The following is a 26047-nucleotide window of genomic DNA, read 5'->3' as shown; positions in this document are numbered from 1 at the left end:
CGTGCGCGGGCGCGTCGGTCGGGGTGGGTTGCGTCGAGGGCAACGGGTCCGCGGGCGCGGTGGGCGGGGCCAGGGGCGTCGCGGGAATCAGGGGGGTCGACGGAACCAGGGGCGTGGCCGGGCTCGCCGGCGACTGCGGGAGCAGCGGTGTCGGCGGGCTCGGCGGGGCCGGGGGGACCGGTGGCGCGGCGGGCCGGTCGGCCGCCTGCAACTCGACGTGCGGCTTCACCGGTGCCGCGGGCCTGGCGGGCGCGACCGGCCGGACGGGCACCACGGGCACGACCGGCGCCTGGGTGACGGCCGCCCCCGCGCCGCCCGCGTCGACGCCGGCGCCGGCGTCCGCGGCGGCCGGTGGGCCGGCCGGGTCGACCGCGGCGGGACCGGAAGCGGCGCTGTCCGGGGCGGACCTGACGTCGTCACCCGGAGGAGGGGGGCCCTGCACCGCGGCCACGGTCAGGACGACGGCGACGAAGACGGCCACCAGGCCGACGAGGACGGCTCCGACGGCCCGGGCGGGGCGCCGTGATGGTCGCGGTGCGTACATGTCGTCCCTGGCCGATCTCTCCGAAGGGTGGCGATGACGTCGGAAAGCTAGCCAGCTCCGTCACGACACGCGCTGATCGTCAGAGAAAGATCACCATAAGGGTGAACGGATGGACCGCAGTGCACCTAGTTGTGTTATGAGGCCAGTGTGACTGATGTGGTCCTGCGGAGATCACGCTCGGTCACGAGCGTGCGGGACGAGGGACGTGCCACCGGGTCGTGCCGAGCTATCGGTTGCGCCGGGTCACCAGGCGGACGGCCTTCCCGACGACACCGGCGATCGGCGCGGGGTCGGACGCGGAGAACACGGCGTGCGCCGTCCGGGCCCGGGGCAGCAGGCCGCGCACCGCCGCCGCGCGCTCACCCGAGCGGAACGCGGCCCACAGCGCCCGGACGTCCTCCTCGGACCGGAACCGCACGCCGCGCTCGTACTCGTCGACCTGCGGGGCCTCGCCGAGCAGCAGCGCCGTCCAGATCGCGGGCAGGTTCGCGCCGGCGTGCACGGCCAGCCCGAGCGAGTGATAGGCGCGAGGGTTGACGTCGATCAGGTAGAAGTGCCCGTCGGACTCGATGAGCTGCAGGTTGAACAGCCCGCTCCAGCCGAGCTCGCGGATCAGCGCGTGGGCGGCGTCGTCGAGGGCGCGGTCGCGCTCCACCGTCTCGGCCCAGGTCACGACACCGCAGTCCGCTGGCCAGGTGCGCTCGGCGGCCTTGTGCACCGTCGTGACGACCCGGCCCTGCCAGGCGACCCCGTTGACGGTCCGCAGCCTGCCCGTGACGTAGGGCTGGACGAGTCCCTCGCCGCCGGGCAGCGCGGCGAGCGTGTCGGCGAGCTCCGCGGCGTCGGCGACCCGGACGACCTCGAAGCGCTCGAGCTTGCCGTCGCTGACCAGCTCCGACCGCACCGGCTTGACGACGGCGGGGAAGGTGACGTCGGTGCCCGCGACCTGCGAGACGTGCAGTCGCGTCGTGCGCGGGGTCTCGAACCCGGCCTTCGCGGCCAGTGCGGCGAGCCCGTCCTTGTCCAGTGCGGCGACGGTGTCGGCGACGTCGGGGGCTCCGACCGCGACCTCCGGGCCGAACATCGCGCGGTGGGTGCCCAGCGCGATCAGCGCGGCCTCGGTCCCGGGCAGCACCGCCGCGGCGTCGATGCGTGCCGCGGCGAGGGCGAGGTCGTGGGCGAACCGCTCGGGCTCGAGGCGCGCGTCGGCGACCGTGACCACCCCGCGAGCGGCCCGCGACCGCGCCCCGTACGACGCGGCGTCCTCCGTCGCGGCCCACGGCTCGTAGCCCGCCGCGGCCAGCGCGCGCAGCACCGCCAGGCCACCCGCGTGCTCGACGCCGGTCACGAGCACCCGGTACGGCCGCCGCCGGGAGGGCCGGCTCGTCGCCCGCCGCGCCGACGCGGAGCCGGTCGCGGGGGTGGTGTTCGTGGCGGACACGGGGAGCGTCGCGGTCATGACTCGAGTCTCGGCCCCCGACGGTTAGCGGTCGGCAAATCGAGGCCCTCCGCTCGGCAAGGGTTTGACCCGCCCGGTACGTCCCGTCCGTCCGATATGGAGTGCGGGACGTACCGCCGAACGGCTCAGTCCTCCTCGAGGCGGTACCCGAACCCGCGCAACGTCGCGATCCGGGGGATCCGCACCGAGTCGGGCACCGCGACCGACTCGAGCTTGCGACGCAGGGCCGCCACGTGCACGTCGAGCGTCTTGGTCGAGCCGAACCAGTTGGTGTCCCACACGTCGGCCATCAGCTGCGCGCGGCTCAGCGCGACGCCCGGCTCGGCGGCGAGCCGCGCCAGCAGGTCGAACTCCTTGGTGCGCAACGTGATCTCCTCGCCACCCACGGTCACCCGGCGGCGCCCGGCGTCGACGACGAGATCGCCGATCACCTGCGACTCGTCGGACCCCGCGGTGGCCACGCGGCGCAGGTGCGCGCGGATGCGGGCCAGCAGCTCGCCCAGCCGGATCGGCTTGACCAGGTAGTCGTCCGCGCCCGCCTCGAGCCCGACGACGACGTCCATCTCCTCGTGCCGTGCGGTCAGCATGACGATCACGCAGCCCGGCTGGACGGCCCGGACCCGGCGGCAGACGTCGATGCCGTCGATGTCGGGCAGGCCGAGGTCGAGCAGCACGAGGTCGACCGGGGCGGTCGTCGCGAAGTCGATCGCGGCGCGGCCCTCGGTGTGCCAGGTGACGTCGTGACCCGACGACGCGAGGCTCGCCTGCAGCACGTTCCCGATCGTCGCGTCGTCCTCGACGAGCAGCAATTGGGCCACGTCGCCAGCCTAAGGGCACCCGACGGACCACCGGCCGCGGGCCCGGCACCCGGACGCCGTCGGTGACGACGCCGTCGCCCGTCCGGGCGCCGCGACGGCGGCGCGGAACCGTGCGCGGGTCTACGGCCGGGACAGCGGCGCCCCGTGCGGGGACTCCTCGGACGTGGCGGCCGGTTCGGCCGGGTCGCCGGCCCGCGCCCCGGCGGGCAGGAACACCGTGAGCGTCGTCGGGTCGGACCCGGTGAGCTGCAGCCGGCCACCCTCGGCCTCGACCAGCCTGCGCGCCAACGCGAGCCCGATGCCGTGGCCCTCCGCGTCGGGCTCGCGGCGCTCGAACAGGTCGGGCCCCGCGGGCAGGCTGCCCTCGTCGGACACGTCGATCGCGACGGCCTCGCCGATGTCGCGCACGCCGACCGTGACCGCTCCCGCGCCGTGCTCGACGGCGTTGCCCAGCAGCACCGTGAAGACCTGCCGGATCGCCGCGGTGGACGCCTCTGTCGGCGGCAGTCCGGGCTCGACGGCGAAACGCAGCTCGCGATGCTGGTCGCCCAGCCGCGGACCCCACACCTGCGACACCTCGGTGAGCAGCGCGGGCAGGTCGAGCACGCCGCGCTGGCGGGTGCCGCGGGCCAGTGCCAGGAGGTCGGAGATCGTGCGCTCCAGCCGGTCGACCTCGGCGAGGCTGGCCCGGATCGCCGCGGTGTGGTCGCTGCCGGGGGTGCGCAGGGCCGCCTCCAGCCGCAGCTGCAGGCCGGTGAGCGGGGTGCGCAGCTGGTGGGAGGCCTCCGCCGAGAAGGCCCGCTCGCGGGCGATGAGCGAGTCGAGACGGGCCGCGGTGGCGTTGAGCGCGGCGCGGACCTCGTCGACCTCCGGGATCCCGACGGTGCGTTCCTCGACGCTGAAGTCGCCGTCGCCCAGCCGCTCCGCGGCGCGCGCGAGGTCCTCGACCGGCTCGGCCAGCCGGCGCGACTGGTAGCGGGCCAGCGCCCACGTCGCGATCAGCGCCACCACGGCCAGCCCGAACATCTCGACCCAGCGCGTGGCGATCCGCGAGGCGGCGTCGCCGCCGGGGGTGGCCGCCCGGACGACACCGACCACGTCGCCGTCGTCGATGATCGGGACCGTGACGACGAGGTCGCCGTCGACGTCGCCCTCGTGGACCTCACCGGTGTCGACCGTCGCGCCGACCAGCCACTCGCCCTTCGGTGGTCCGTCGCCGACCTGCCGGGCCCCGTCGGGGCCGTAGAGCGCGACGCCGGTGTCCTCGTCGCCGGCGTTGAGCAGGCGGACGGCCGGGACCTCGTGGTCGCGGACGTCGTCGGAGATCCGGTCGACGACGGTGTGCGCGCGGCTCTCCAGCTCGGCGTACTCGATGCGGGTGTAGAACCGCTGCGCGACGATTGCCAGCGGAAGCACGAACAGCAGGATCGCCACCGACGAGGCGGCCACGGTCAGCAGCACGATCCGCTTGCGCACCGGCCGTCCCTCCTCCCGACGTCCCGTCATCGCGTCGGGGTCCGGGCGCCATCATGCCCGCGTGCCCGGCGTGCGAGACTCGCAGCACCCCCGTGACGTCGAGTCGAGGAGTCCTTCACGTGCGGTTCTCCACGGTCCATCCGCGCGACCTGGACCGCGGCGACCTCGATCGGCTGCGCGCCGTCCGTGCGGCACAGCCGTTGCCGCGCAACCCGTTCCTCGCGCCGGAGTTCGCGCTCGCGGTCGGTGCGGTCCGTCCGCAGACGCGTGTGACGATCATCGAGGACGGGTCCTCGACGGCCGGGTTCTTCGCCCACGAACGGCACGGCCGAACCGCGCGGCCCGTCGGGTGGCAGCTGGCCGACTCCGAGGGGCCGGTGCTCGCGCCGGGCGCCCGGGTCGACATGGCCGCGCTGCTCGCCCACGAGGGCCTTGCGGGCTGGGACTTCGACTGCCTCGCCGACGGGCTGCTGCCCGCGGGCGCCTACCGGGTCGACGCCGAGCGCTCGCCCGTGCTGGACCTGTCCGCGGGCTGGGACGAGTACCTGGCCGTGATCTCGGCGCGGTCGAAGAAGTGGCTCTCCTCGACGTGGCGCAAGCAGCGCAAGCTCGAGCGCGAGGTCGGTCCGGTCCGGTTCGAGCTGCACAGCGCCGATCCGACGGTGCTGTCGTCGCTGATGGCGTGGAAGTCCGGGCAGTACGCCGCCCTCGGGGAGTGGGACCGCTTCGCGGACACGCGGATCGTCGCGCTCGCGGAGTCGCTCGCGGCCTCCGAGGCGGCCGAGTGCCACGGCGCGCTCTCCGCGCTCTGGGCCGGCGACCGGCTCGTCGCCGCCCACCTGGGGCTGCACTCGGAGTCGGTGCTCTCGTGGTGGTTCCCTGCCTACGACCCCGAGTTCGGCCGGTACTCCCCGGGCATCCTGCTGCTGCTCGCGCTCGCCGAGGCGGCGGCCGCGCGCGGCATCGGTCAGCTCGACCTCGGCCGCGGTGCCCACGACTACAAGGACGCCACCGCCACGGGCGAGCTCGTCGTGCGATCCGGCTCGCTCGACGCCGCGTCGCTGTCCTCGCTGCCGCGGCGGGCCAAGCGCATCGTCCGCGCCGGTCTCGTCCCGCTCGCCCGCAACGACGGCCCCGTCGGCCGGACGCTGCGCACGGTCCGCTCGGCCGTCCGCGCCTGACGCTGCTCGCCGCCGTGAGGTTGCGCCCGGCGTTCCGGGCGCAACCTCACGGTCCGGGTGAGGCCGATCCGCAGCAGTGAGGTTGCGTCCCGGGCGGGGCGCCGGTGGCGGGGGGAGGACGGCCGGGCGCGACGCGTCAGCTGCGGCAGAGCACGCCGGGCAGGTCGGCCATGACCCGCACCACGGGCGTCGTGTGGTCGGCGTACACCCCGGCGCGCTGGACGTCGAGCATGTCCTCGTGGGCCCGGCCGTTCACCCCGCCGTAGAAGCTGAACGCCCGGCGGATGCCCATGTCGGAGAGCACCTCGCGGGTGGTGTCGTCGAAGCTGGTGCGCGCGCCGACCGGGTAGCTGAACAGGTCGACGGGCTCGGCGAGCTCCTTGCTCAGCCGCTCGACCGAGTCGGCGATCTCGTCGTGCTGACGCTGCTGGGGGAGCGTCGCGAGCACCGGGTGCGAGACCGAGTGGGCGCCGACCTCCATCCCCATCTCGCGCAGGCTCCGGACGTCGTCCCAGCTCATCCAGTGGTCGACCGCGGCGTCCGCGGGCAGCCGGGGTCGGCCGACGACCTCGGCCAGGTCGTCGAGGAACTTCTCGCCCGCCTCGCCCGCGCGGGTCTTGTAGGCGAGGTTGACGCGGCGGCGGAACGCGGTCTGCGTCATCCCGACCGGGTCCAGCCCCCCGGGGAACCACTCCGACGGCGGCAGCGACACCGGGCCGTCGGCCGTCAGCCAGGCGATCTCGTCCCACCATGCGTGGTGAGGTTCGTCGACGAAGCCGGTGCAGATGAAGAAGCTCCCGACGACGCCCTGGGCGGCGAGCACCTCGGCGGCGCCCAGCTGGTCGCGGTAACCGTCGTCGACGGTGATGGCGACCCGGCGGGCGGGCCCGCCCTCGCTCCACTCGGCGCTGCCGGCCGGCACGATCTCGAACCGGTCGGCGAGCTCGGCGACGTGGGTGGCGAAGTCGTCGAGCGTCGCGCTGTAGAGGTCCGGGTCGTCCTGGGCGCCGGGACGGCCGAAGCGGTGGTAGTTGAAGATCAGCAGCCCGCTCCAGGTGCGGCGGGCGAGTGCGTCGAGACGGGTCAGGCGAAGCAGCCGGGCGGCCTGCTCGGTTCGGGACATTCGGCAACGCGTCCTTCCTGTCCGGAAAGTCGCGCCGGTGGTGGTCCGGTGCGCGTGGTGGGCGGCGCCTGAGCTCCCCGGTCAGGCGCCGATGCGGGAACGCAGTGCGCTCGCCGCACCCGTGGCGTGCTGGTAGGCCGACGACGTCCGGACGCGTGCGTACAACCCCGTGTTCTTGACGCGGAACTTCCACATCGGGTTGCCTCGGTAGACACCCGTTCTCGGAACTGCATAGCGTTCGCCCTGCTCAGGCTTGTCCGGCAGCGCCAGGGCGATGTCGTAACCGGCGTGTCGCGCGGCGCGTCGGACGTGCTCGGCGTGGTGGCCGAACGGGTAGGCGAGCGTGGTCACGGCGGTGCCGAGCAGGTCGGACAGCAGCTCGCGGCTCTCGGTGAGATCGGCGAGGCACTCGGCCTCGGAGAGCGTCGGCAGGTCGGCGTGCACCATCGTGTGGCTGCCGATGTGCCAGCCGCGGTCGTGCAGCTCGCGGATCTGGTCGGCCGTCAGCAGTGGCGGCGCGTCGGCGGCGTCGAGGCCGGTGATCCAGTCGACCTGCACGCCCTCGGGCCGCAGCGAGCCGGCGACGATGTACATCGACGCGGTCAGGCCGTGCCGTGACATGATCGGCACTGCATGGTCGACGAAGTCGGCGAAACCGTCGTCGAAGGTCAGGACGGTGGTGCCGGCGGGCGCGTCGCCGTGCGCGGCCACGTGCGCCTGTACCGCGGTCAGGGAGACGACGTCACCCCTGCGGGCCAGCGCCGCGCACTGCGCATCGAAGTCGATCGGCTCGACCGACACCGGGTCGTCCCAGCCGGGAGCGACCGAGTGATAGCACAGGATCGTCACGACCCGACGATTCCACACGGCCCGAGCGCGGCCGGACGGGGCCTCACCGACGGGCCTGCGCGAGCCCGTCGTCGAACTTCTCGGCCACCGCGGTCCACGAGGCGACGTCGGCGAGCCAGCGCGCCCCGGCCAGCCCCATCTTGTGGGCCCGCTCGGCGTCGGTCAGCAGCTCGACCACGGCCGCTGCGAGCGCGGGCGCGTCGTCGGGCGGGACGAGTAGTCCGGTCTCGCCGTCCTGGACGACCGTGGGCAGCTCCCCGACCGAGGTCGCGACGACCGGCCGGTCGAACGTGTACGCCAGGTGCACGACGCCGCTCTGGCTGGCCCGCTTGTAGGGCGTCACGACGACCCGCGCCGCGCCGAAGAGCTCCGGCACCTGCTCGGAGGGGATGTAGCCGGGGTGCGTGCGGACGCCCAGGGCGTCGGCGCGGGCCTGCAGCGCGGGCAGGTCGACGCCGTAGACCGCCCCGGCGACCACGATCTCCGCGTCCGGCACCGCGGCGCGGATCGCGGGCACGGCGTCGAGCAGCACGTCGATGCCCTTGTAGGCGCTCCAGGTGCCGAAGAACAGGACGTTGGGCGCGGTGTCGGCGACGTCGGGGACGGCTGCGTCGCCGCGCAGGGCGTTCTCGTCGCCGTGCGGGATGACGACGACCGGGCAGCCCGGCGCCCAGCGCTCCAGCACCCGCCTGCGCGGCTCCTCGCCCAGCACGAACACGACGTCCATCGACGTCCAGGCCTTCGCCAGCGCCGGGTCGAGGACGCGGCCGGTGCGGTCGACCGTCGTGTTCTGCTGGTTGTGCAGCACCGGCTCGTGCGAGATCAGCCCCAACCGGGCCCGCGGCAGCAGCCTGCGCACGGCCAGCACGCCGAGGGCGTCGACCGTGTAGCGCCAGTTCGACCAGATCACGGTGCCCGGCCGGTCGCGCGCGAGGAACCCCAGCAGTACCACCCACGCGACGACGAGCTGACCGGCCCGCAGCACCCGGCGGATCTTGTGCAGCAGCGGGTGGATCGTCTTCGGGTCGGCGGGATGCCACGTCGGCAGCACCGGGCGGACCCGCAGGTTCGGGTGCACCGGCACCAGCTCGGGCCGCGGCCCGGTGTAGAGGTGGACCTCGTGGCCGCGCTCGGCCATCGCCGCGGCGAGCTGCGCGCTGAACTGGTAGAGCCCACCCGCGGGCGGGAACTCGACGAAGGCGACACGTCTGCGGTTCACGGTGGCTCTGCTGCGTCTCTCTGCTGGGGGCCGGGGAACGGACGGCGGCGGCCGGGGCGTACCTCGGACGTGGGTCTACCAGACGGTCGCCGTACGCCACCCGGTGGCCACCCGCTCGGCGGACGGATCGCCGCCGGTGGGACACTGACCTGCTCGTACCGGCAGCCGAGCCGTACGGTTCGCCACGCTGCGTGACCGCTGCCGGGCCTCGACCCCGCCCGGTCGCAGTTGGGCGGGATGGTCGAGAATCGCCGGATGCCGCTCCCCGACCGCGCCGTCGTGCTCGTCGCCGGGGCCGAGTCCCCCACGGGGCTCGGTGTCGCCCGTGCGTTGCGCGGCGAGGGCCTCACCCTCGTCGGTCTGACGAACGACCCGACGGCCTCGCCGTGCCGGTCCGGCCTGTGGCACGAGGTCGTCGACGAGGGTGACGGCTGCCCGCGGGCGTGGGTCGCGGCCGTCCGCGGGATCGTCGAGCGGTACGGGCGGACGGTGCTCATCCCCGTCCGCGACGACGTCGTCGAGCTGGTCGCCGACCACGCCACCGAGCTCGAGCCGCTCGTGGAGTTCGTGCTCCCGCCCAAGGACGTCGTCACCACTCTGCTGGACAAGACCGCGTTCCACGCGTGGGCCGTCGAGCACGGGTTCCCGGTGCCGCACACCGAGATCGTCGAGGACGAGGCGCAGCTCGCCGCCGCGCTGGCGCGCATCCCGTACCCGGCCGTCATCAAGCCGTTCGAACGCACCCCGCAGTGGCAGGTCGTGAGCCCGCGGCACAAGGCCTACCGGCTCGGGTCGGCGGCCGACGTCGCCCGGATCGGGTTCCGGCTCTTCGACGCGGCGCCGCGGTTCGTGCTGCAGCAGTGGATCCCGGGCACCGACAGCGACGTCTGGTTCTGCCTGGTCTACCGCGACCGTGGGGGCCGCGAGGTCGCCTCGCAGGTCGGTCGCAAACTCGTGCAGTGGCCCGTCGGGACGGGGTGCACCGCGCTCGCGACGACGGCGGAGGACGAGGAGCTTCGCGCGCTCACGCACCGGCTGCTCGACGCGGCCGGGCACATCGGGGTCGGTTCGCTGGAGGTCAAGCGCAGCACCGCCGACGGGAAGCTCTACATCACCGAGCCGACCGTCGGGCGGCCCAACCTGCAGTCCAACGTCGCCACCGCCGCGGGTGTCAACCTCACGCTCCTGCAGTACCGCGACGCGCTCGGCCTCGACCTCCCGCAGCTGCCCGACCCGCGGCCCGCGGTCTGGATCCACGAGACGTCGCTGCCGCGGGCGATGGCCGTGTCCGCGGCCCGCGGCGTGCTCGACGTCCGCGCCGTCGTCGGGGGCCTGCGCGGTGCCTCGGGCCGGATGGCGGCGTTCTCGGCGACGGCCGACCGCACCCCGCTCACCAGCGAGCTGCGCCGTCTCGGCGGCCGGGCGGCCTGCGTGGTGTCGGGCGCGCTGCGCCGGCCGGCCCGCCGCGGGTCGGGCGCCCCCGCCACCGCCGAGGGCTGAGCACCCGGGCTCCCCCCGACGAGGACCCGGGCACTCCCCGCGGCCACGCGGGTCCTCACCAGCCGTTGCAGCGGTTGCCGACGACCCGCGAGTCGTTCGACGACTGTGGCGGCAGCTTCATGACCTGCAGTCGGTCGGTCGGGATCTTGGTGAGGTCGACCCAGGTGTCGTCGGGCAGCAGTCCGGTGAACGCGCCGGGCGCGCTCTGCGGGTTCTGGGCGTAGACGGTGAAGCCGCCGCTGGTGTCGCCCAGGATCATCCCGTACTTCTGCATCGCCGTGGCGATCGTCAGCTCGTACTTGTTGAGCCCCAGCGACGCCAGGTTCAGCGACGGGTCCAGCCGCACCCGGGCGCCCTCCGGCAGTGCGTTGCCACCGCCGGTCCGGCCGTCGCTCTTGGTGGCCGGCGCGACGGGCCCGCCCGACTTCGTGTTCGGGTAGGCGAAGACCAGCGCGTGGTTGATGACGCCGCGGCGCAGCTCGTCGGCCGTGATCACGCCGGCCGCGGCCGAGAAGCCCGATCCCCGCGAGCCCATGCCGCCGGGGTAGATGCCGTTGCTGTTCGTCGGGATCGCGTTGCCCCACGACGCCGACAGGCCGCTGCCGCCGCCCTTGGCGCCCCAGAAGTCGTACACGCAGCCGGTGGAGCGGTCGACGATGGACAGGTGCGCGTCCTCGGACGGGTCGGGCTTGGCGTTGGGCGGGACCGGGACGTTGCGCAGCACGCTCGCGCCCCAGTTCTCGGTGAGCGGGACGTCGTGGCGCGGGGTCGACGCGTCGGCGTAGTAGATCGGGACGGTCCACTGCTTGAACGACATCAGGAACTTCTCGCTCGCCATCGACGAGACGTAGCCCGACGAGTTCGGGTCGACGGCCGCGCCCGCGGGCAGCAGCTGACCCCACGGGCTGCCGGGGCCTGCGAACAGCGCGGACGTGCCGCCGGACGCCGCCGGGGCGCCGCCGCCACCACCGCCGCCGCGACCGGTCGAGGGGGCCGACGTCGAACGGGGCGTCTTCGTCGTGTTGTCGACGAGTGACCGCGGCAGCTGGCTCGGCGTGCTGTCGGGCGGGTTCTCGACGATCGAGAGGGCGGCCGGGTCCGGCGACGTGACGAGCGGCGCGCCCTCGCCCGAGGGGGAGTTGAGGACGATGGGCAGCAGGGAGGCCACCAGAGCCACGAGAGCGGGGACGGCGACAGCCAGCACCAACCGGCCCGTCGAACGTCGGCGCGAACGAACCGCCGACCGACGGTGTCGAGTCACGGGTCGAGATCCTTCCGAAATCCTCGCCGTCGGCCCCAACGTCCGGCTTGCTCGTACGTGCGCGCGGGGTCCCATCCCCTTGCGCCTGACGCGGATCCCGGCTCACTTCTCCCCGGACCCGTACTGCTCCCGGGGAGAAGTATGCCGGGGGAAATGCCACCCGAACGGGCGACAACCGATCCCGTCGCCGACTTGCAGCCGGGGCGAGGACGACCGGTCGGGGGTGGTTGCCCACCCATCGCCCATTGGTTGATCGGGCGCGTCGGAGGGACGAGCGGACGTCCTCGCGTGGCCGCCCGCACCGTTGATCGCCGCCCACCGGCCGCTCGCCCCGCCCACCGGCCGCTCGCCCCGCCCACCGGCCGCTCGCCCCGCCCGCTGGGAGGGCCCCGGCGCGCCGGCAGGCCCCCGACGGCGGCCGGCCCGGGTCCCACGTGGGGTGCCCGGGCCGGCGCAGGTCGTTCGGGAGGGTCAGACGAGCTCCCAGTTCCTGACCTTCTCCTCGGCCAGGAGGTCCTCGGGGGAGCTGCCGCCCTGCAGGTACCAGTCGCGCAGCTGGGAGAGGCCGTCGGCCAGTGGGACCGTGGGCGCCCAGCCGAGCAGCGCAGTGGCGCGCGAGACGTCGGCCTTGAGCCGCAGCACGTCGCCGGGACGCTGCTCGACGTGCTCGATCGTCGCGTCCCCGCCGCCGACGACCTTCGACACCGTCGCGGCCAGCTCGGCCACCGTGATCTCCTTGCCGCTGCCGACGTTGATCGTCTCGCCGACGGCGGCGTCGCTCGCACCCGCGGCCAGGATCCCGCGCGCGGTGTCCGCGACGAACGTGAAGTCGCGGGTCTGGCTGCCGTCGCCGAAGACGACCATCGGCAGCCCCGCCATGCTGCGCAGCATGAACTTGGGGATGACCTCGCCGCTGTCGCCCTCGTGGTGGCTGCGCGGGCCGTAGGAGTTGAACGGGCGGACGACGACCGTCGGGTAGTCGTAGGTGCGGTGGAACGCGCGGGTGTAGCACTCGCCGGCGAGCTTGGACGCCCCGTACACCGTCGTCGGCAGCGCCAGGTTGTCCTCCGACATCGGCACCTGCGGGGCCGAGCCGTAGACCTCCGACGTCGACACGTAGACGAAGCGGGGGACGTCGGCCGCCCGCGCCGACTTCAGCAGCCCGAGGGTGCCGGTCGCGTTCACGCCGTGGTTCTCGACGGGGGAGTGGATCGAGTGCCGCACGCCCCGGCACGCGAGGTGGAAGACGGCGTCGATACCCGGCATCAGCGCGTCGACCCGCTCGAGGTCGCGGATGTCGGCGACCACCAGCCGGTAGCCGTCCGCCGGCAACGCCTCGAGGTTGCGCCGGTGCCCGGCCGTGAGGTTGTCCAGCACCGTGACGTGGGCGCCGTCCTCGACGAGCTGGCGCACCAGCTCGGAGCCGATGAAGCCGGCACCACCGGTGACCAGCAGGCGCTTGTTGGTGTAGGTGCCCATGTACCTTCCGTGTCCTCTCAGAACGACGTGCTCAGATGAGCCAGACGCCGCGGCGGCGTTCCTCGCGGCGGATGCGCCCGCACAGGAACAGCACGAGTGCGATCTCGCCGGCCGTGGCCAGCAGCACGATGCGCAGGGTCGTGCCGTCGACCGCGCGCTTCTCGGTGACGTCCCCGACGGAGACGGTCACGACGTTGTAGACCGCGTCCAGCGACGACTGCTTGATCGCGTTCGGCGCGTTGGTGACGATCGCGTCGCGGCGCTGGATCGCCTCGGCGGGCGAGCTGCCGACCGCGGTCACCGTCATGACCCCGCGTGTCGGGTCGGCGATGACCGTCGTCTCCTGGTTGGCTCCGCCGGCCTGGATCACCGACGCGTAGGCGGGCAGCGTCGCCACCCGTCGTCGGACGTCCATGGCGTAGCCGGGGTAGCCGGCACCCGTCGCCTGCAGGGTGAGCTCGCTGGTCGCGACGTAGGTCTGCCGGGCGAGCACCCCGACCAGGGTCGCCCCGACGACCGTGGCGGCGACCGCGGTGAGCACCGTGACGGCCGACGCGAACGCGAACGCCTTGCGCGCCCGGTTCGTCGCCCGCCGCGGACCGGGCCGGGACAGCTCGCGGTCGGTGCGCGCGACCGTGTACATGTAGCCGATCAGCGCGCAGACGAACAGGAACGTCCGCGAGTAGGCCAGGTGCAGGAAGATGCTCGCGGCGGAGAAGCCGACGATCGCCGCGATCCCGGCCGCCCCGGTGGCCCGGGTGAGCCGGCCGCCGCGCGCGTCGGGGAACGAGCCCGCGAGCCGCACGGTCGCGTTGTACGCGAGCACGAGCATGCCGATCACGAGAATCGCCCAGCCCGCCATGCCGACGATGCCGCTCTCGGAGAGGATCTCCAGGTAGAGGTTGTGCGTCGCCGTGATGTCGCCGGTCGGGCCCGCGTTGGTCAACGGCGCGTAGTGCGTCATGACGTTGGCGAACGAGCCGGGGCCGGTGCCGAACAGCGGGTTGGCCTTGAAGACGCCGAACGCCACGTCGCCGACGTTGCCGCGCTCGGTGAGCGACTGGTCGGCGGAGTAGTCGGGGGCCGACGAGACCGTCTGGGTCAGCGTCAGCAGCCGGTCGCCGATGCCGGGCAGCAGCAGGATCAGCAGCGACAGCGGGGCGAGGAAGAACGCCCGCCGCCGGATCCGCGGACCGGCCGCGATGATCCACACGACGACGGCGAGTCCGGCGGCGAGCATGGTGCCGCGTGACTGCGTCAGGTAGATGCCGAGCAGGATCGCGAACGTCGCGCCGCCGGAGAACAGCAGCTCCATCCAGTTGCGACGGTTGAGCGACCGCGTGACCGACGCCAGCCCGAAGGGCAGGCCGAGGATGAGGAACCGGCCCCAGAAGTTCGGGTCGGGCAGCGGGCCGGAATGTCGGGCCGCGGCGATGTCGGCGCCCGCGTCGGACTGGATCGTGGAGAACCCGCCGAACGTGACGTTGTTGCCGACGACGTACTCGCTCAGCGCGGTGAGGATGCTGATGAACGCCAGCGGGACGAGGATCGCGACGATCGTCCACCACGGACGTCCCGACATCTGCAGCAGCAGCGAGACGATGACGACGAAGACCAGGTCCTTGAGCGAGTCCGACAGCGAGGTCGTCGTCGAGGCCGGGTCCTGGGAGAGCACCGCGGACGGGATCAGCGTGACGAGGTAGGCCAGCAGCAGCGACGCCGGGATCCACCAGCCGGGGCGGATGCGGGCGCGGTAGCGCTTGCGGGACAGGCCGACGACCGCCGACAACCCGCACAGCCCGAGGAGCGCCATGTAGACCGACACCGGGAGCTGGGCGAGCACACCGCTGGCGTTGGCGAACTCGCTGGCGACCATGAGGCCGAGCGCGACGGTCGGCACCATGACGGCCGCGGCGACGACCCCGAGGCCGATCAGCGCGCCGAGCATCAGCAGCGTCATCGACGGGCCGACGGTGAACGCCAGCACCAGCAGCGCGACGCCGATGGCGGCGACGAAGCCGCCGTTGCGCTGGACCACGGTGCTCAGCGTCGACATCGGCCGCCGCGGTCCGCGTGGGTCACGGCCGCCCGGCGGCGCCGGGGCGGGCGACGGGCGGACGGGGGTGGTGGTCACGAAGAGGAGGGCCGCGCCGGGTCGGGTGCCGCGCCGCGCGGGGTGTAGCTGCCGGGCGGGCGACCGGGGCCGCCGGACGGGCCCTTACCGCCGCCACCCTTGGGGCCGCCGCCGTTCGGGCCGCCGCCGTTGGGGCCGCCGCCGTTGGGGCCGCCCGGCTTGCCCGCCGGGGCACCGGCGCGGCCGTTTCCGGGACCGCTGCCGGGGCCGTTCGGGCCCTTGCCGAGCGGCCCGCCGCTGCCCGGGCCGTTCGGCGGCGTGGAGGTGCTGTTGCCGGCGTTGACCGGCGCGGGCGGCATGCGGCGGACCGGGTCGGCGGCGACCGGCTGGGCGGCCTGCCGCTCCTCCGGCGCCTGGCGCCGCGCGCGACCCCGGGCCACGACGAGCGCGACCCCGGCTCCGACGAACAGCGCGCCCGCGAAGACGACCATCAGCAGCTGGCTCTCGGGGATGCTCGCGGGCACGGCCGTGCCCGTGGCGGGCTGCGCGACCTGCAGCGTGTACGGGCCCGAGACCTGCTGGACCGTCGGCGTCGCGGCCTGGATCAGGGCCGTCGCGGCGGCCTCCGCGCCCTGGGGGCTCGTCGTCGTCGCCGTGACGGTGATCAGGCTGGTGCTGGCCGTCGCGGCGGCCGTGACCGTGACCTGGTCGGGGGTGACGTTGGCGGCCTGCGCGGCGGGCGCGAGCCACTGCGACTGCTTGAGGACCTCGGCGCCGATCGTGGCGGCCTGGCCGCCACCCAGCGACTCCCAGTACGACGGGACCTGCTCGGCCGGCACCGTCGGCGCCGGCACGAGGGCGACCTGTGCGGTAGCCCGGTACGTCGGCTGCTCCGAGCCGACGACGAGGTGGGTCACGAGCAGGGCGACCAGTGCAGTGACCAGCCCCGTCGCGGCGATGACGAGAAGTGCGCGGCGACTGAGTCCCTGGTCGTTCACGTCGCCTCCTTAAAGGTCGGCGGTTGTTCGGTCGGCGACCCCGTCGGACCGGAGCCGCTGGACGCGCATCCGGCGGGAACCGGCCGCCGTCCGGGCGGTGAGGGCGTCGTCGTACAGATCCGCCAGCCGTCCTGCCCACCGGCGCAGATCGAATCGATCCTCGGCGAGTCTACGGGCCGCCCCACCGAGCTCTGCACGGCGTGCGTGGTCGGTGAGCAGCTCGACGACGGCGTCCCCGAGGGCGGCGTCGTCACCTGGGGCGACGAGCAGGCCGGTCCGGCCGTGGTCGACGATCTCGGGGGTGCCGCCGACGGTCGTCGCGACGGCCGTCAGCCCGGTCGCCGCGGCCTCGATGACCGCGGTGGGCAGCGCCTCGGTGAGCGAGGGCAGCAGGGCGAGCGTCGAGCCGCGCAGGATCGCGGGGACGTCGTCGCGGGAGCCCGCGAACACGACGCCCTCGCCCGCGAGGGACTCCAGCGTCGCGCGGTGCTCGCCGTCGCCGACGATCAGCAGCGTCGCGCCGGGCACGCGCTCGCGGACCGACGGCCACGCCCGCAGCGCGACCTCGTGGCCCTTCGGCTTGCGCAGCGCGGCGACGATCGTCACGACCGGGCCGTCGCCGGTGACGGCGAGATCCGCCGGGAGCGGCTCGGGCACACCGTCGGCGGGCGGGCGGTAGGCGGACAGGTCCACGCCGTTGTGCAGCACCCGCCACGACGGGCGGGGCGAGCCGTGGATGCGCTCGGCGGCCGCGCGGGCGGCCTCGGAGACGAAGATCAGCGAGTGGCCCCGGCCCGCCGAGCGGATCGCGAGCTTCTCCTTCGTCCGGGCCGGCAGTGGCCGGCCGGGGGCGGGCAGGTGGTGCAGCGTGCTCAGCACCGGCACGCCGGCCAGCCGCGCGGCCAGCGGCACCAGCACCGACGAGGTCCCGAGGTGCGCGTGCACGACGTCGGCCCGCGACTCCCGGATCTTCTTCGCGATCAGCGGGACGGCGTTGCGCTGGCGCATCAGCCGGACCCCGATGTAGCTGGGATCGAGCCCGGCGTCCTGCAGGACCGGGAAGCTCAGCGAGCGTTCCGGGGTCGGCGGCGCGAGGGACGCCGCCGACATGTGGAGCCCGAGGTCGGGGGCGACCCCGTTGAGGGTGGCGAGCAGCCGCTCGGCACCCCCGTAGGCGAACGTGTCGATGACCTGCAGGACGCGCAGCGAACGATCAGTCACGGGGCAGGGTGATCTCGTGGGTGATCTCGAGCGACCCCGAGCTCGGCTGCTCGGTCTCGGCGTTCTCCTGGGTGGGCCGGGGCAGCCGCGGGATCACGGCCGTCGGGGCGTCGTCCATCGGGGCGGGCGGCGCCGGGACCTCCGCGGGCGGGGACGGGACCGGGAGGACGGCCTCCGGCGCACGCTTCGGCACCAGCTGGGAGATCGTCCAGAAGGCGATCTTCACGTCGAGCCACAGCGACCAGGACTCGGCGTACAGGTTGTCGAAGTGCGCGCGCTGGTGGATGGAGGTGTCCCCACGCAGGCCCTGCACGGCGGCGTAGCCGGTCAGGCCCACCGGGACGCGGTGGCGGTAGCGGTAGCCGGGGATCGTCTCGTTGAACCGCTCGACGAAGTAGCCGCGCTCCGGCCGCGGGCCGACCAGGCTCATGTCGCCCTTGAGCACGTTGACCAGCTGGGGGAGCTCGTCGAGGCTGGTGGCCCGGATGAACTTGCCGACGCGGCCGAGCCGCGTGTCGGTGTCGATGTTCCAGCGGACGTCGCCCTCGCCGCCGACGGGGATCAGCGAGCGGAACTTGTAGAGCGTGAACGGGACGCCGTGCTGGCCGATGCGCTCCTGCTTGAAGATGACGCCGGGGCCGGTCTCCTTGCGCACGGCGGCGGCGATCACCGCGAGCACCGGGCTGACCATCAGCAGCGCGACGGCCGAGACGACGACGTCGATCGCGCGCTTGACGCGCCACGCGCCGCGCGGGTGGGTGATCGAGCGCAGCCGCTGCAGCGGGATGCCGTCGACCATCTCCGAGACCTTGTTGCGCTGGTGCAGCTCGAACATCCGCGGCACCACGAACACCTCGGCGTTGCTGCCGGTGAGCTCGCGGACGGCGTCGACGACCGCGTCGTCGCGGTGCGCGCCGAAGGAGACGAGGACGACGTCGATGCGGTGCTCGTCGACCAGCTGCGGGAGGACGTCGACGGACCCGAGCTGCGGGCCGAGGTCGGCGAGCAGCGGGCGGTCGTCGTCGACGAAGCCGACGACGCGGATGCCGTACTGCAGACCGTGGTCGAGGCTGCTGCCCAGCCGGGTGCCCGCCTCGTCGGAGCCGACGATCAGTGCACGCAGGTGGTCGCGGCCGTCCTTGCGGCGGTGCCGGATGATCGCGAACGCGACGATGCGCGCCGCGACGAGGGCGACCAGCACGGCCGCCCCGGTGAACAGCGCGTCGAGCGGGTGCGCCAGGCCGGTCGGCACGAGGACGGCCTCGGCGAGCACGGTCGGCACGGCGACGAGCAGCGCCGTCGCGGGGAGGTCGTCGAGCACCGAGAGACCCAGCCGCCAGGCGTTGCGCCGGCTCGCGGCGACGCCCAGCAGGACCGCCACCGCGACCACGGCGGCGGGCAGCGGCGCGAGCAGCCACGCCGACAGCCCCCCGGCCACGACCAGCGCTCCCACCTCGAGCCCGGTCACGATCAGGCCGAACCTGTTGCGAGCCGCGCGGCCCCCACGCGCATGCCTGCCCATCGCCGATGTGCTCCCCCCGGCGGACGATGCCGTCGGCGAGGCCGTCGGACGATTCGCCGATTCGAATACGTCGGTCAACTACGTTCCTCCTCGAGAAGGCACCGGGCCCCCTTGCTGCAGGGGGGCGCGAGGCGCTCCCTGCGACCCGGGCACTCACGACGGCCATCGCCGCTATCCCTAAAGACGTTTCACCGCCGGGGATGTTGCCTCCGGACTTCGAGCACTCCGTCGGGGTAGCCGATGCCCCCGTCAGTGGAACCTCTGTGACGGTGTGTTTCTGCTGTCCGCCGTTCGGCGTACACGTTCGGGCGATCGGCCCTCTGGTGAGCACGCGCTTCGTCGCGAAGGAGAACTCCCAGGTCGCGAGGGGGTTCCGGGAATGAGTGCAGGTCGGTGACAGGCCGCGGGCCGGGGTGTCGGTGCTCCCGAGTACGGTCGGGCCGCCCCGACGAACGGCCGGAAGGTGGAGTCCGTGACAGACCCGGATACGGTCGCCGAGACCGTGACGGAGACCACACTTGACGAGGCCGGGGACCTGGTGACCGTCTTCGTCCCCGCGCGTGACGAGTCCGGTTTCATCGGCGCCTGCCTCGGGTCGGTCCGTGCCCAGGACCATCGCAACATGCAGATCGTGGTGGTGGTCGACGGCGGCAGCCGCGACGACACCGCGGAGCAGGTCGCCGCCATGGCCGCCGAGGACCCCCGCATCGAGCTGCTGCGCAACGACCGCGGCGGCATCCCCGTCTCGCTGAACATGGCGGTGGCGGCCGCGCGCGGCCGATGGCTGGTGCGGGTCGACGCACACTCCACCGTCCCGGCCGACTACGTCTCCACCGCCGTCGCGCTGCTGCGCGAGGGGGAGTGGGGCGGTGTCGGCGGCCGCAAGGACGGACGTGGCGTGACGCCCGTCGGCCGCGCGATCGCCGCGGCCCTCGCCAGCCCCTTCGGCGTCGGCGGCTCGGTCTACCACCACGGCACCGAGCGCCAGGAGGTCGACCACATCCCGTTCGGCGCCTACCCGACCGCGCTCGTGCGCGAGCTCGGCGGCTGGGACGAGAACCTCGTCGCGAACGAGGACTTCGAGTTCGACCACCGGGTGCGGCTGGCCGGTCACAGGCTGCTGTTCGACCCGGCGATGACGATCAGCTGGCACAGCCGGCAGACCATCCGCGACCTGTTCCTGCAGTACCGGCGCTACGGCCGCGGCAAGGTCGCCGTCGCACTGCTGCACCCGCGCTCGATGCGCCCGCGTCACCTCATGATCCCGGCGTTCGTCGCCTACCTGGCCGGCGCGCTGCTGGTCGCGCTCCGCCGCCCGTCGGCCGGGGCCGCGCTCGTCGCGCCCTACGCGGTGGCCGTCGCCGCCGCCTCCGCGCGCACCGCCCGCGACCTCGCGGCGGGGGAGCGGAAGTACGTGGCGCCCGCGTTCCTCGCCATGCACCTGGGCTGGGGGATCGGGTTCTGGCAGGGCGTCGGCGACGAGGCCGTCGCCCGGCTGCGTGGTGGGGCGCGATGAACGAGCGTCAGCGAGTGAATGATCGTCACAGCGCCCGCGCGCAGCGCCGACCGAGCCCCGGCGAGGGAGTGCGATGAACGAGCGTCGGCGAGTGAATGATCGTCACAGCGCCCGCGCGCAGCGCCGACCGAGCCCCGGCGAGGGAGTGCGATGAGTGCGCAGGAGACAGGGGCGGCGCCGGAGGCGGGCGTGGGGCCCACCGGGCACCGGCTCAAGGTTCTCCTCGTCGGGAAGTCCTATCCGGACCGCGGCGGCATCCCGACGTTCCTGGAGATGCTGCGCGGCGGCGCGCTCGCCGAGCGGCACGACGTCCGGCTGCTCAACGTCGCGCACTCCGGGGTCCGCGAGGGTGGCCGGTTCACGACCGGCAACATCGGCCGCACGATCAGTGACGCGCTCGCCGTGCGGCGCAACGCCCGGCGTGCCGACGTCGTGCACATCCATTCCGCGCTCGCGCCCGCGGTGACGGTGATCCGCGCCGGGCTGCTCGCGCTCGCCGGCCGCAGCCGGGGCTGCTCGGTCGTGGTGCACGCGCACGGCGGCAACATCCAGACCTGGCTGACGACGCCGGTCCGTCGCATGATCATGCGGCTGGCGATGGCGCCCGCGCACAGCGTCGTCGCCGTGTGGACGGCCGGCGAGGACGCGCTGCGCGCGGTGCTGCCCGCGGGCAAGGTCCGGCTGGTCGACAACGGGGTGCCGCTGGAGAACGTCCCGGAGCCCGAGGCCCCCCACGATCCGCCGCGGATCCTCTACGTCGGCCTGCTGACCCCGCGCAAGGGTGTGCTCGACCTCGTGGAGGCGTCCCGGATCCTGCGCGAACGCGGGGCGGAACACGAGCTGCGGCTGCTCGGCGGCGCCCCCGACGAGGGACCGGAGGCCGAAACGGCCGTCCGCGACAACCTGCCGCCGTGGGTCACGCTCCTGGGCACGCGCGATCCCGCCGACATGCCCGCCGAGTACGCGGCCGCCGACGTCTTCAGCCTCCCGTCGTGGTGGGAGGCCATGCCGCTGTCGGTGCTCGAGGCCATGGCGGGCGGGCTCCCGGTCGTCGCGACCGACGTGGGCGACGTGGCGCGCGCCGTCGACGACGGGGTCACCGGCCGGGTCGTGCCCGTGCAGGACCCGCAGCGGCTCGCCGACGCGCTCGAGCCGCTCGTCCGCGACGTCGCGGCGCGCCGGGCGATGGGTGCAGCCGGGCGTCGCCGCGTCGAGGAGCGCTTCGCGGCCGACGTCACGGCGCGCAACCTCGACCGCCTCTACCAGGAGCTCGATCACCGGAAGCGGTGACGGGAACGGTGAGTTGCTCCGGCCGGCGCACCGTCGTTCGGACACGCCGTTACCCTGCTCGGGGTAATACATCGCCGAGGCCATCCGAGGACGACCAGTTGACCAGAGCACGTGGCGAGGCGCTGCGCCGTCCCGTCCCCGCCCCGATCGCCGGGCGGTGCTGAGTGCCTCTCGGGAAGCATCGGGCGAGTGTCGCCACCACCCGTGAGGCGACGAGCGACCCCGACATCTCGACGCTGGGCAGCACGCTCAAGCGCGGCGCGATGCTCTCGGGACTCGCGCTGGGGGTCGTGCAGGTCGTCTCGTTCGTCCAGACGCTGATCCTCGCCCGCATCCTCGATCCCACCCAGATCGGCCTCTACGCGGCCGGCACGGTGATGATGGGGTTCCTCCTCGGCTTCACCGAGGGCGGCCTGCGCGGCGCGCTGATCCAGCGCGAGGGCGACGTCGAGGACGCCGCCGACACCGTCTTCTGGGTCACGTTCGTCACCGGGCTCGGGCTGGCCGTGCTGTCGCTGGCGTCCGCGCCGATCATCGGGCTCGTCTTCCGGAGCGAGCTCGCCGGGACGATCGCCGCGGTGTCGTCGGGCGCGGTGGTGCTGCACGCGCTGACCAACGTCCCCGACGGCCTCATGCAGCGCCGCTTCAACTTCAAGCGACGGCTGATCGTCGACCCCACACGCGTGCTCGGGTACGCGATCGTCACGATCACGCTGGCGCTGTGCGGCTTCGGCGTCTGGTCGATGGTGATCGGCAACTACGTCGGCATCGGGATCTGGCTGTTCCTGAGCTGGCGGTACGCGAAGTGGCGGCCGGGTGTCGGGAAGTTCCACTTCGGGCTCTGGCGCGAGATGGCCAGGTTCGCCGCGCCGCTGCTCATCGAAGGCATCGTCGAGCGCGTCCGGACCGCCGCCGAGACCGCGCTGATCGGCCGCAGGCTCGACGCCAACAACCTCGGCCAGTACCGCTACGGGTCGAGCCTCGCCCAGCTGCCGGCGATGGTGATCGTCCAGATCGGCTCGTACGTCCTCTTCCCGGCGTTCTCCCGGCTCCAGTCCGATCCGCCGCGCTTCACCCGTGCGTTCGAACGCGCCCTGCAGGTCACGTGGGTCATCGCCGCGCCGCTCGCCGGCCTGATGATCTGCCTCGGCGAGCCCGCGGTCGTCGTGCTGCTGGGGGAGAAGTGGCGGGCCGCGGGCGTCGCGCTGATGGTGATGTCGGGCTACGGCGTCGGCATCGCGCTGCAGGCCGTCGGCAGCGAGGTGATCAAGGCCGTCGGCGCGTCGAAGATGCTCAACTGGACGACGGCGACCAGCCTCGTCCTCGGCATCGGCTCGTTGCTCGCGCTGCTGCCGCTCGGCCTGATCGGCGTCGGCATCGCGATGTCGATCACCGAGATCGCCGTCGGGCTCGTCATCCTGGTGCTGTCGAGGCGGATCGTCACCTACTCCGTGCCGCGGCTCGTCGGCATGCTCGTCCCCCCGCTGGTCGCGGCGGGCGTCGCCACGGTTGCGACGTGGTGGGTCGACCGCAACGTCCTCAACGCCGACGAGCACGGTGTGCTGCTCGGCGTCGTGATGCTCGTCCTCGACGCGATCGTCTTCGTGGTGGTGTACCTCGCCGTGCTGACGGCGCTCGCGCCGTCGCTGGGCCGCTCGCTGCTCACCGCCGTCCGGTCCAAGCTCCGCCGCGGCGGTGCGGACGACGAGGAGGACGAGGGCGACGAGGACGAATCGCGCGTTCCGGCGTCCCCGACCGACCCGGACCGCGAGCTCGTCGGGGCCGGGGTACCCGCGCCGACCGCGGCCGAGCAGACCATCCGGCTGCCACCGCTCACCGCGAGCGGTGTGTTCGGCATCGCGCGCGCCGTCATCTCCGAGGGTCTCGACGATGCGACCGTCCAGATGCGACTCATCTCGCCGACGAGCTCGCCGGGTCTCGGCGCCCCCCGCCCGCGACCGCGTCCCCAGCCGCACCCGCGGCCGCGGCTCGCACCGCTGCCGCAGGTCACGCCCGTCGAAGGCACCGCGTCGCCGGCGGAGCGGACCGTGCTGCTGCACCCGGCGTCGCCGGGTGCCGGCGGGTCCGGTCCCGGGCCCACGGACGGTCCGGTCGACCTGTTCTCCGCGCCCGACGACGCTGCCCGCGACGTCACGACCACCTCCGACGGCCGCCGCTGGGATGCGCCGCTGGAGAGCCTGCGCCCGTCCGGGGCCGGGGGCCGTCCTGCCGGTGGGCCGCCGACGGACGAGCCTGCTGTGGGTGGCACGCCGGTGAGGGGCGCGGGCTCCCACGACGGTTCCGCGCCGGTCGACCGTGCCGGGGCGCAGGGCGCTTCGGGTCCCGACGCGGCAGGTCGTCCCGAGTCCAGGGGTGCAGCGCCGAGCGGCCCGCCGGCCGCTCGGTCGAGCCGCCCCGGTGACGCCGCGAACGCTCGCCCGGACGTCCCCGGCGCCCCACCACGACCGCGGCCCTCGCCCCGGCCACGACCGACGCCGTCGCCCCCGGGAGACGAGTCGAGCACCGCCAAGGTCCCCGCTCGACCGCCGTCCGGTGGCACATCCGCGGGTCGACCGACGGGCGGTCCGTCCGCCGGGCAGGCCGAGCCGGCTCCGCCGAAGCGTGGCGCCGACGGTGGTCCCGTGGCCGACGCGCGGCCCTCGGATTCCGACCGGGCCCCCGCCGGCCCGACGGGTGGCGGCGGCCGGAGCGGGCGCGGCGCGGTGCCCGGAAGCGCGCCGAGCCGCCCGGGTCAGCCGGCCGAGTCGTCGGCGCCCGCGGGTCGAGGGAGCGGTGGCCCCGCCGGCAACGGCAACCCGACACCCCCGGCGCATCCCGACCGCGGCGATACGCACGGCGGTGGGCCGACCGCGACGGACGTCCAGCGGCCCGGCCCGAACGGCCCACAACCCGCCCCGACGCGATCTGGTCCGACGGGGTCTGGTCCGACGCGATCCGCCGCAGCGGGGTCCGGTCCGACAGGGTCTGCTCCGACGGAGTCCGCTCCCGGTCGGTCCGCGGCGCAGGAGCCGAACTCCACGGGCCCGGGTACCAAGGGCGTAGGCCCGAAGGGTGCGGGCTCGAACGGTCTTGCCCCGGATGCACCGAGCCCGAACGGCTTGGGCACGACGGGTTCAGGTTCTCGGGGGCCCGGTTCTCAGGGGCCGGATTCCCCGGGATCGCGCTCGCACGCGCCGGACTCGTCGCGGTCGGGCTCGCAACGGGCGGGCTCGAACGGCCCGGCCCCGAGCGTTTCGGGCTCGAACGGTTCGGGCTTGCAGGGCCTGGGTTCGCCGGGGTCGGGGTCGCAAGGTGCGGTCTCGAATGGTCTCGCTTCGAACGCTCCGGTCTCGAACGGCCCGCGTTCGCAGGGTCCGGGCTCACGGAGGGCCAGCACGAACCGTCCCGATCCGGACGCTTCCCGCTCCGGCGTTGCCGGCTCGCAGACGCCGGGTTCTCGAGGCGCCTCCTCGGCCGGCGCCGCGCCGACGAGGGGCGCCGGGAGCTCCGGACCTCAGCAGGGAGCGCCGCCGAGCGGTCCGGCGCCGAGTGGTGAGGTTCCGAGCGGGGCAACCCCGAGTGGTCGGGAGCCGAGCGGTCCGGCTCCGAGCGGTCGGGAGTCGAGTGGGCGGGAGCCGAGCGGTCCCGCTCCGAGCAGTCGGGAGCCGAGTGGTCGCGAGCCGAGTCGCTCTGGTCCAGGTGGCTCGGTCCCGGGTGGCTCGGTCCTGGGTGGCTCGGTCCCGGATGGTGGCTCGGCCCTCGGCGTCCCCGGCGGTCGGGCGTCGAAGAGCGCGATCCCCGGCGACCCCGCCGGCCACGGTCCGGCCCGCAAGGGATCGGTCCCAACCGGCTCGGGCCTCGCCGCGAACAACGCGGGCGAGACGGGCTCGTCCGGCCCGCCTGTCGGCAGCCGGGGCAGCAACGGCGCCGGCCCGGAAGGTGCGGCTCCTGCGGGGTCGCGTCCTGCCACCGGCACCAAGGGCGACTCGGCGGGCACGGGATCGGGAAGCACCGGGTCGGAGGCAGCCGCCGGGCAGTCCGACGATCCGCGACGTGGAGCGCCGTCGGCGGGCGTCGAGCAGACCCGCCGCCTGACCCCGACCGCAGCCGCGGGATCGCGCAGCGAGCCGCACCGCGGGGCGACGAGGGCGGACGGTGCGCCCAGCCGACGTGGTGACACCGCGGCGGACGGCCCCCCGGCCGACAGCGCCCCGCGACGCCCGTCGCCCCGACCCCGCCCACGGCCGGTCGAATCCGACTCCGGCGCTTCGTCCTCCGACGACCGCCGCGGCTGACCCCGACGCCGGTTCGTGGTCGTCGTTTGCGGGACGTGAGCGTCGCTGGTTGCGCTCAGGTCCCTCGTTCGACGATCACCGGGCGTGCGCGTCGACGGTGAGGGTCGGCTGCACCTCGGCGTCGGGGCGCGGATGCCTCGACGCCGGTGGCGCGTCGCGCTTGGCGGGCGTCCGCGGCCACGCCCCCAGCCCGGCCGGTGATCGTCGTACGCGGGACATGGG

The 26047-nt window shown here is 74.2% G+C and carries 17 protein-coding genes and 1 pseudogene; 5 read left to right on the top strand and 13 right to left on the bottom strand.

The annotated features are described in order from the left end of the window. The 4 genes and pseudogenes from PSD17_RS32850 to PSD17_RS32835 form a co-directional block, all read right to left on the bottom strand. Positions 1-544 (bottom strand): annotated as a pseudogene (locus PSD17_RS32850) (hypothetical protein); the annotation flags it as partial. A gap of 226 nt (positions 545-770) precedes the next feature. After that, the gene (locus tag PSD17_RS32845) at positions 771-2003 is read right to left on the bottom strand and encodes an ATP-grasp domain-containing protein (protein WP_339126119.1); all 1233 of its coding nucleotides are present in this window, start codon (positions 2001-2003) and stop codon (positions 771-773) included. Between the two features lie 125 nt (positions 2004-2128). Further along, entirely contained in the window at positions 2129-2821 is a 693-nt protein-coding gene (locus PSD17_RS32840; protein ID WP_339126118.1) for a response regulator transcription factor, read from the bottom strand. A gap of 120 nt (positions 2822-2941) precedes the next feature. Further along, positions 2942-4327 (bottom strand): sensor histidine kinase, encoded by a 1386-nt coding sequence (locus tag PSD17_RS32835; protein ID WP_339126117.1) that lies wholly within the window; start codon positions 4325-4327, stop codon positions 2942-2944. Positions 4328-4416: 89 nt separating this feature from the next. On the opposite strand from PSD17_RS32835, the gene PSD17_RS32830 reads away from it, so the two are divergent. Then, complete coding sequence (locus PSD17_RS32830; protein ID WP_339126116.1) at positions 4417-5478, top strand: GNAT family N-acetyltransferase; 1062 nt, start codon at positions 4417-4419, stop codon at positions 5476-5478. Positions 5479-5614: 136 nt separating this feature from the next. Here the strand turns inward: PSD17_RS32830 and PSD17_RS32825 are convergent, their stop codons facing one another. The 3 genes from PSD17_RS32825 to PSD17_RS32815 all read right to left on the bottom strand — a co-directional run bounded on the left by PSD17_RS32825 (position 5615) and on the right by PSD17_RS32815 (position 8669). Then, entirely contained in the window at positions 5615-6601 is a 987-nt protein-coding gene (locus tag PSD17_RS32825; RefSeq protein ID WP_103383843.1) for a polysaccharide deacetylase family protein, read from the bottom strand. An 81-nt stretch (positions 6602-6682) separates the two neighbouring features. Further along, complete coding sequence (locus PSD17_RS32820; protein WP_013674036.1) at positions 6683-7450, bottom strand: polysaccharide deacetylase family protein; 768 nt, start codon at positions 7448-7450, stop codon at positions 6683-6685. Positions 7451-7493: 43 nt separating this feature from the next. After that, complete coding sequence (locus tag PSD17_RS32815; RefSeq protein WP_013674037.1) at positions 7494-8669, bottom strand: glycosyltransferase family 4 protein; 1176 nt, start codon at positions 8667-8669, stop codon at positions 7494-7496. A gap of 255 nt (positions 8670-8924) precedes the next feature. Between PSD17_RS32815 and PSD17_RS32810 the strand changes: the two genes are divergently transcribed. Next, entirely contained in the window at positions 8925-10169 is a 1245-nt protein-coding gene (locus tag PSD17_RS32810) for a carboxylate--amine ligase (RefSeq protein WP_143770409.1), read from the top strand. 55 nt (positions 10170-10224) lie between these two features. Here the strand turns inward: PSD17_RS32810 and PSD17_RS32805 are convergent, their stop codons facing one another. From PSD17_RS32805 to PSD17_RS32780, 6 genes are all read right to left on the bottom strand, one after another. Next, positions 10225-11337: a hypothetical protein gene (locus PSD17_RS32805; RefSeq protein WP_339126115.1), complete on the bottom strand. Its 1113-nt coding sequence runs from the start codon at positions 11335-11337 to the stop codon at positions 10225-10227. 564 nt (positions 11338-11901) lie between these two features. Then, a complete protein-coding gene (locus tag PSD17_RS32800) occupies positions 11902-12909 on the bottom strand; it encodes a dTDP-glucose 4,6-dehydratase (RefSeq protein ID WP_013674040.1) in 1008 nt (335 codons plus the stop codon). A gap of 31 nt (positions 12910-12940) precedes the next feature. Then, positions 12941-14965 (bottom strand): O-antigen ligase family protein, encoded by a 2025-nt coding sequence (locus PSD17_RS32795; RefSeq protein WP_013674041.1) that lies wholly within the window; start codon positions 14963-14965, stop codon positions 12941-12943. A 74-nt stretch (positions 14966-15039) separates the two neighbouring features. Continuing rightward, positions 15040-15981 (bottom strand): hypothetical protein, encoded by a 942-nt coding sequence (locus tag PSD17_RS32790; protein WP_339126114.1) that lies wholly within the window; start codon positions 15979-15981, stop codon positions 15040-15042. A 9-nt stretch (positions 15982-15990) separates the two neighbouring features. Then, a complete protein-coding gene (locus PSD17_RS32785; protein ID WP_013674043.1) occupies positions 15991-17202 on the bottom strand; it encodes a glycosyltransferase family 4 protein in 1212 nt (403 codons plus the stop codon). Further along, positions 17195-18670 (bottom strand): sugar transferase, encoded by a 1476-nt coding sequence (locus PSD17_RS32780; protein WP_158511302.1) that lies wholly within the window; start codon positions 18668-18670, stop codon positions 17195-17197. The genes PSD17_RS32785 and PSD17_RS32780 overlap by 8 nt, the downstream gene beginning before the upstream one ends. A gap of 526 nt (positions 18671-19196) precedes the next feature. Here PSD17_RS32780 and PSD17_RS32775 point away from each other — a divergent pair. From PSD17_RS32775 to PSD17_RS32765, 3 genes are all read left to right on the top strand, one after another. Further along, positions 19197-20240 carry a glycosyltransferase family 2 protein gene (locus PSD17_RS32775; RefSeq protein WP_013674045.1) on the top strand — a complete coding sequence of 348 codons (1044 nt, stop codon included), beginning with the start codon at positions 19197-19199 and terminating at the stop codon, positions 20238-20240. 150 nt (positions 20241-20390) lie between these two features. Then, positions 20391-21530: a glycosyltransferase family 4 protein gene (locus PSD17_RS32770; RefSeq protein ID WP_013674046.1), complete on the top strand. Its 1140-nt coding sequence runs from the start codon at positions 20391-20393 to the stop codon at positions 21528-21530. Positions 21531-21694: 164 nt separating this feature from the next. Further along, complete coding sequence (locus PSD17_RS32765) at positions 21695-25825, top strand: oligosaccharide flippase family protein (protein ID WP_339126113.1); 4131 nt, start codon at positions 21695-21697, stop codon at positions 25823-25825. Positions 25826-26047 lie beyond the last annotated feature (222 nt).

Origin of the sequence: Pseudonocardia sp. D17 (assembly GCF_036984265.1) — a bacterium.
Lineage (GTDB): Bacteria > Actinomycetota > Actinomycetes > Mycobacteriales > Pseudonocardiaceae > Pseudonocardia > Pseudonocardia benzenivorans.
Note: the sequence above shows the minus strand (reverse complement) of the source record. Positions and strands in the feature narration are given on the sequence as shown.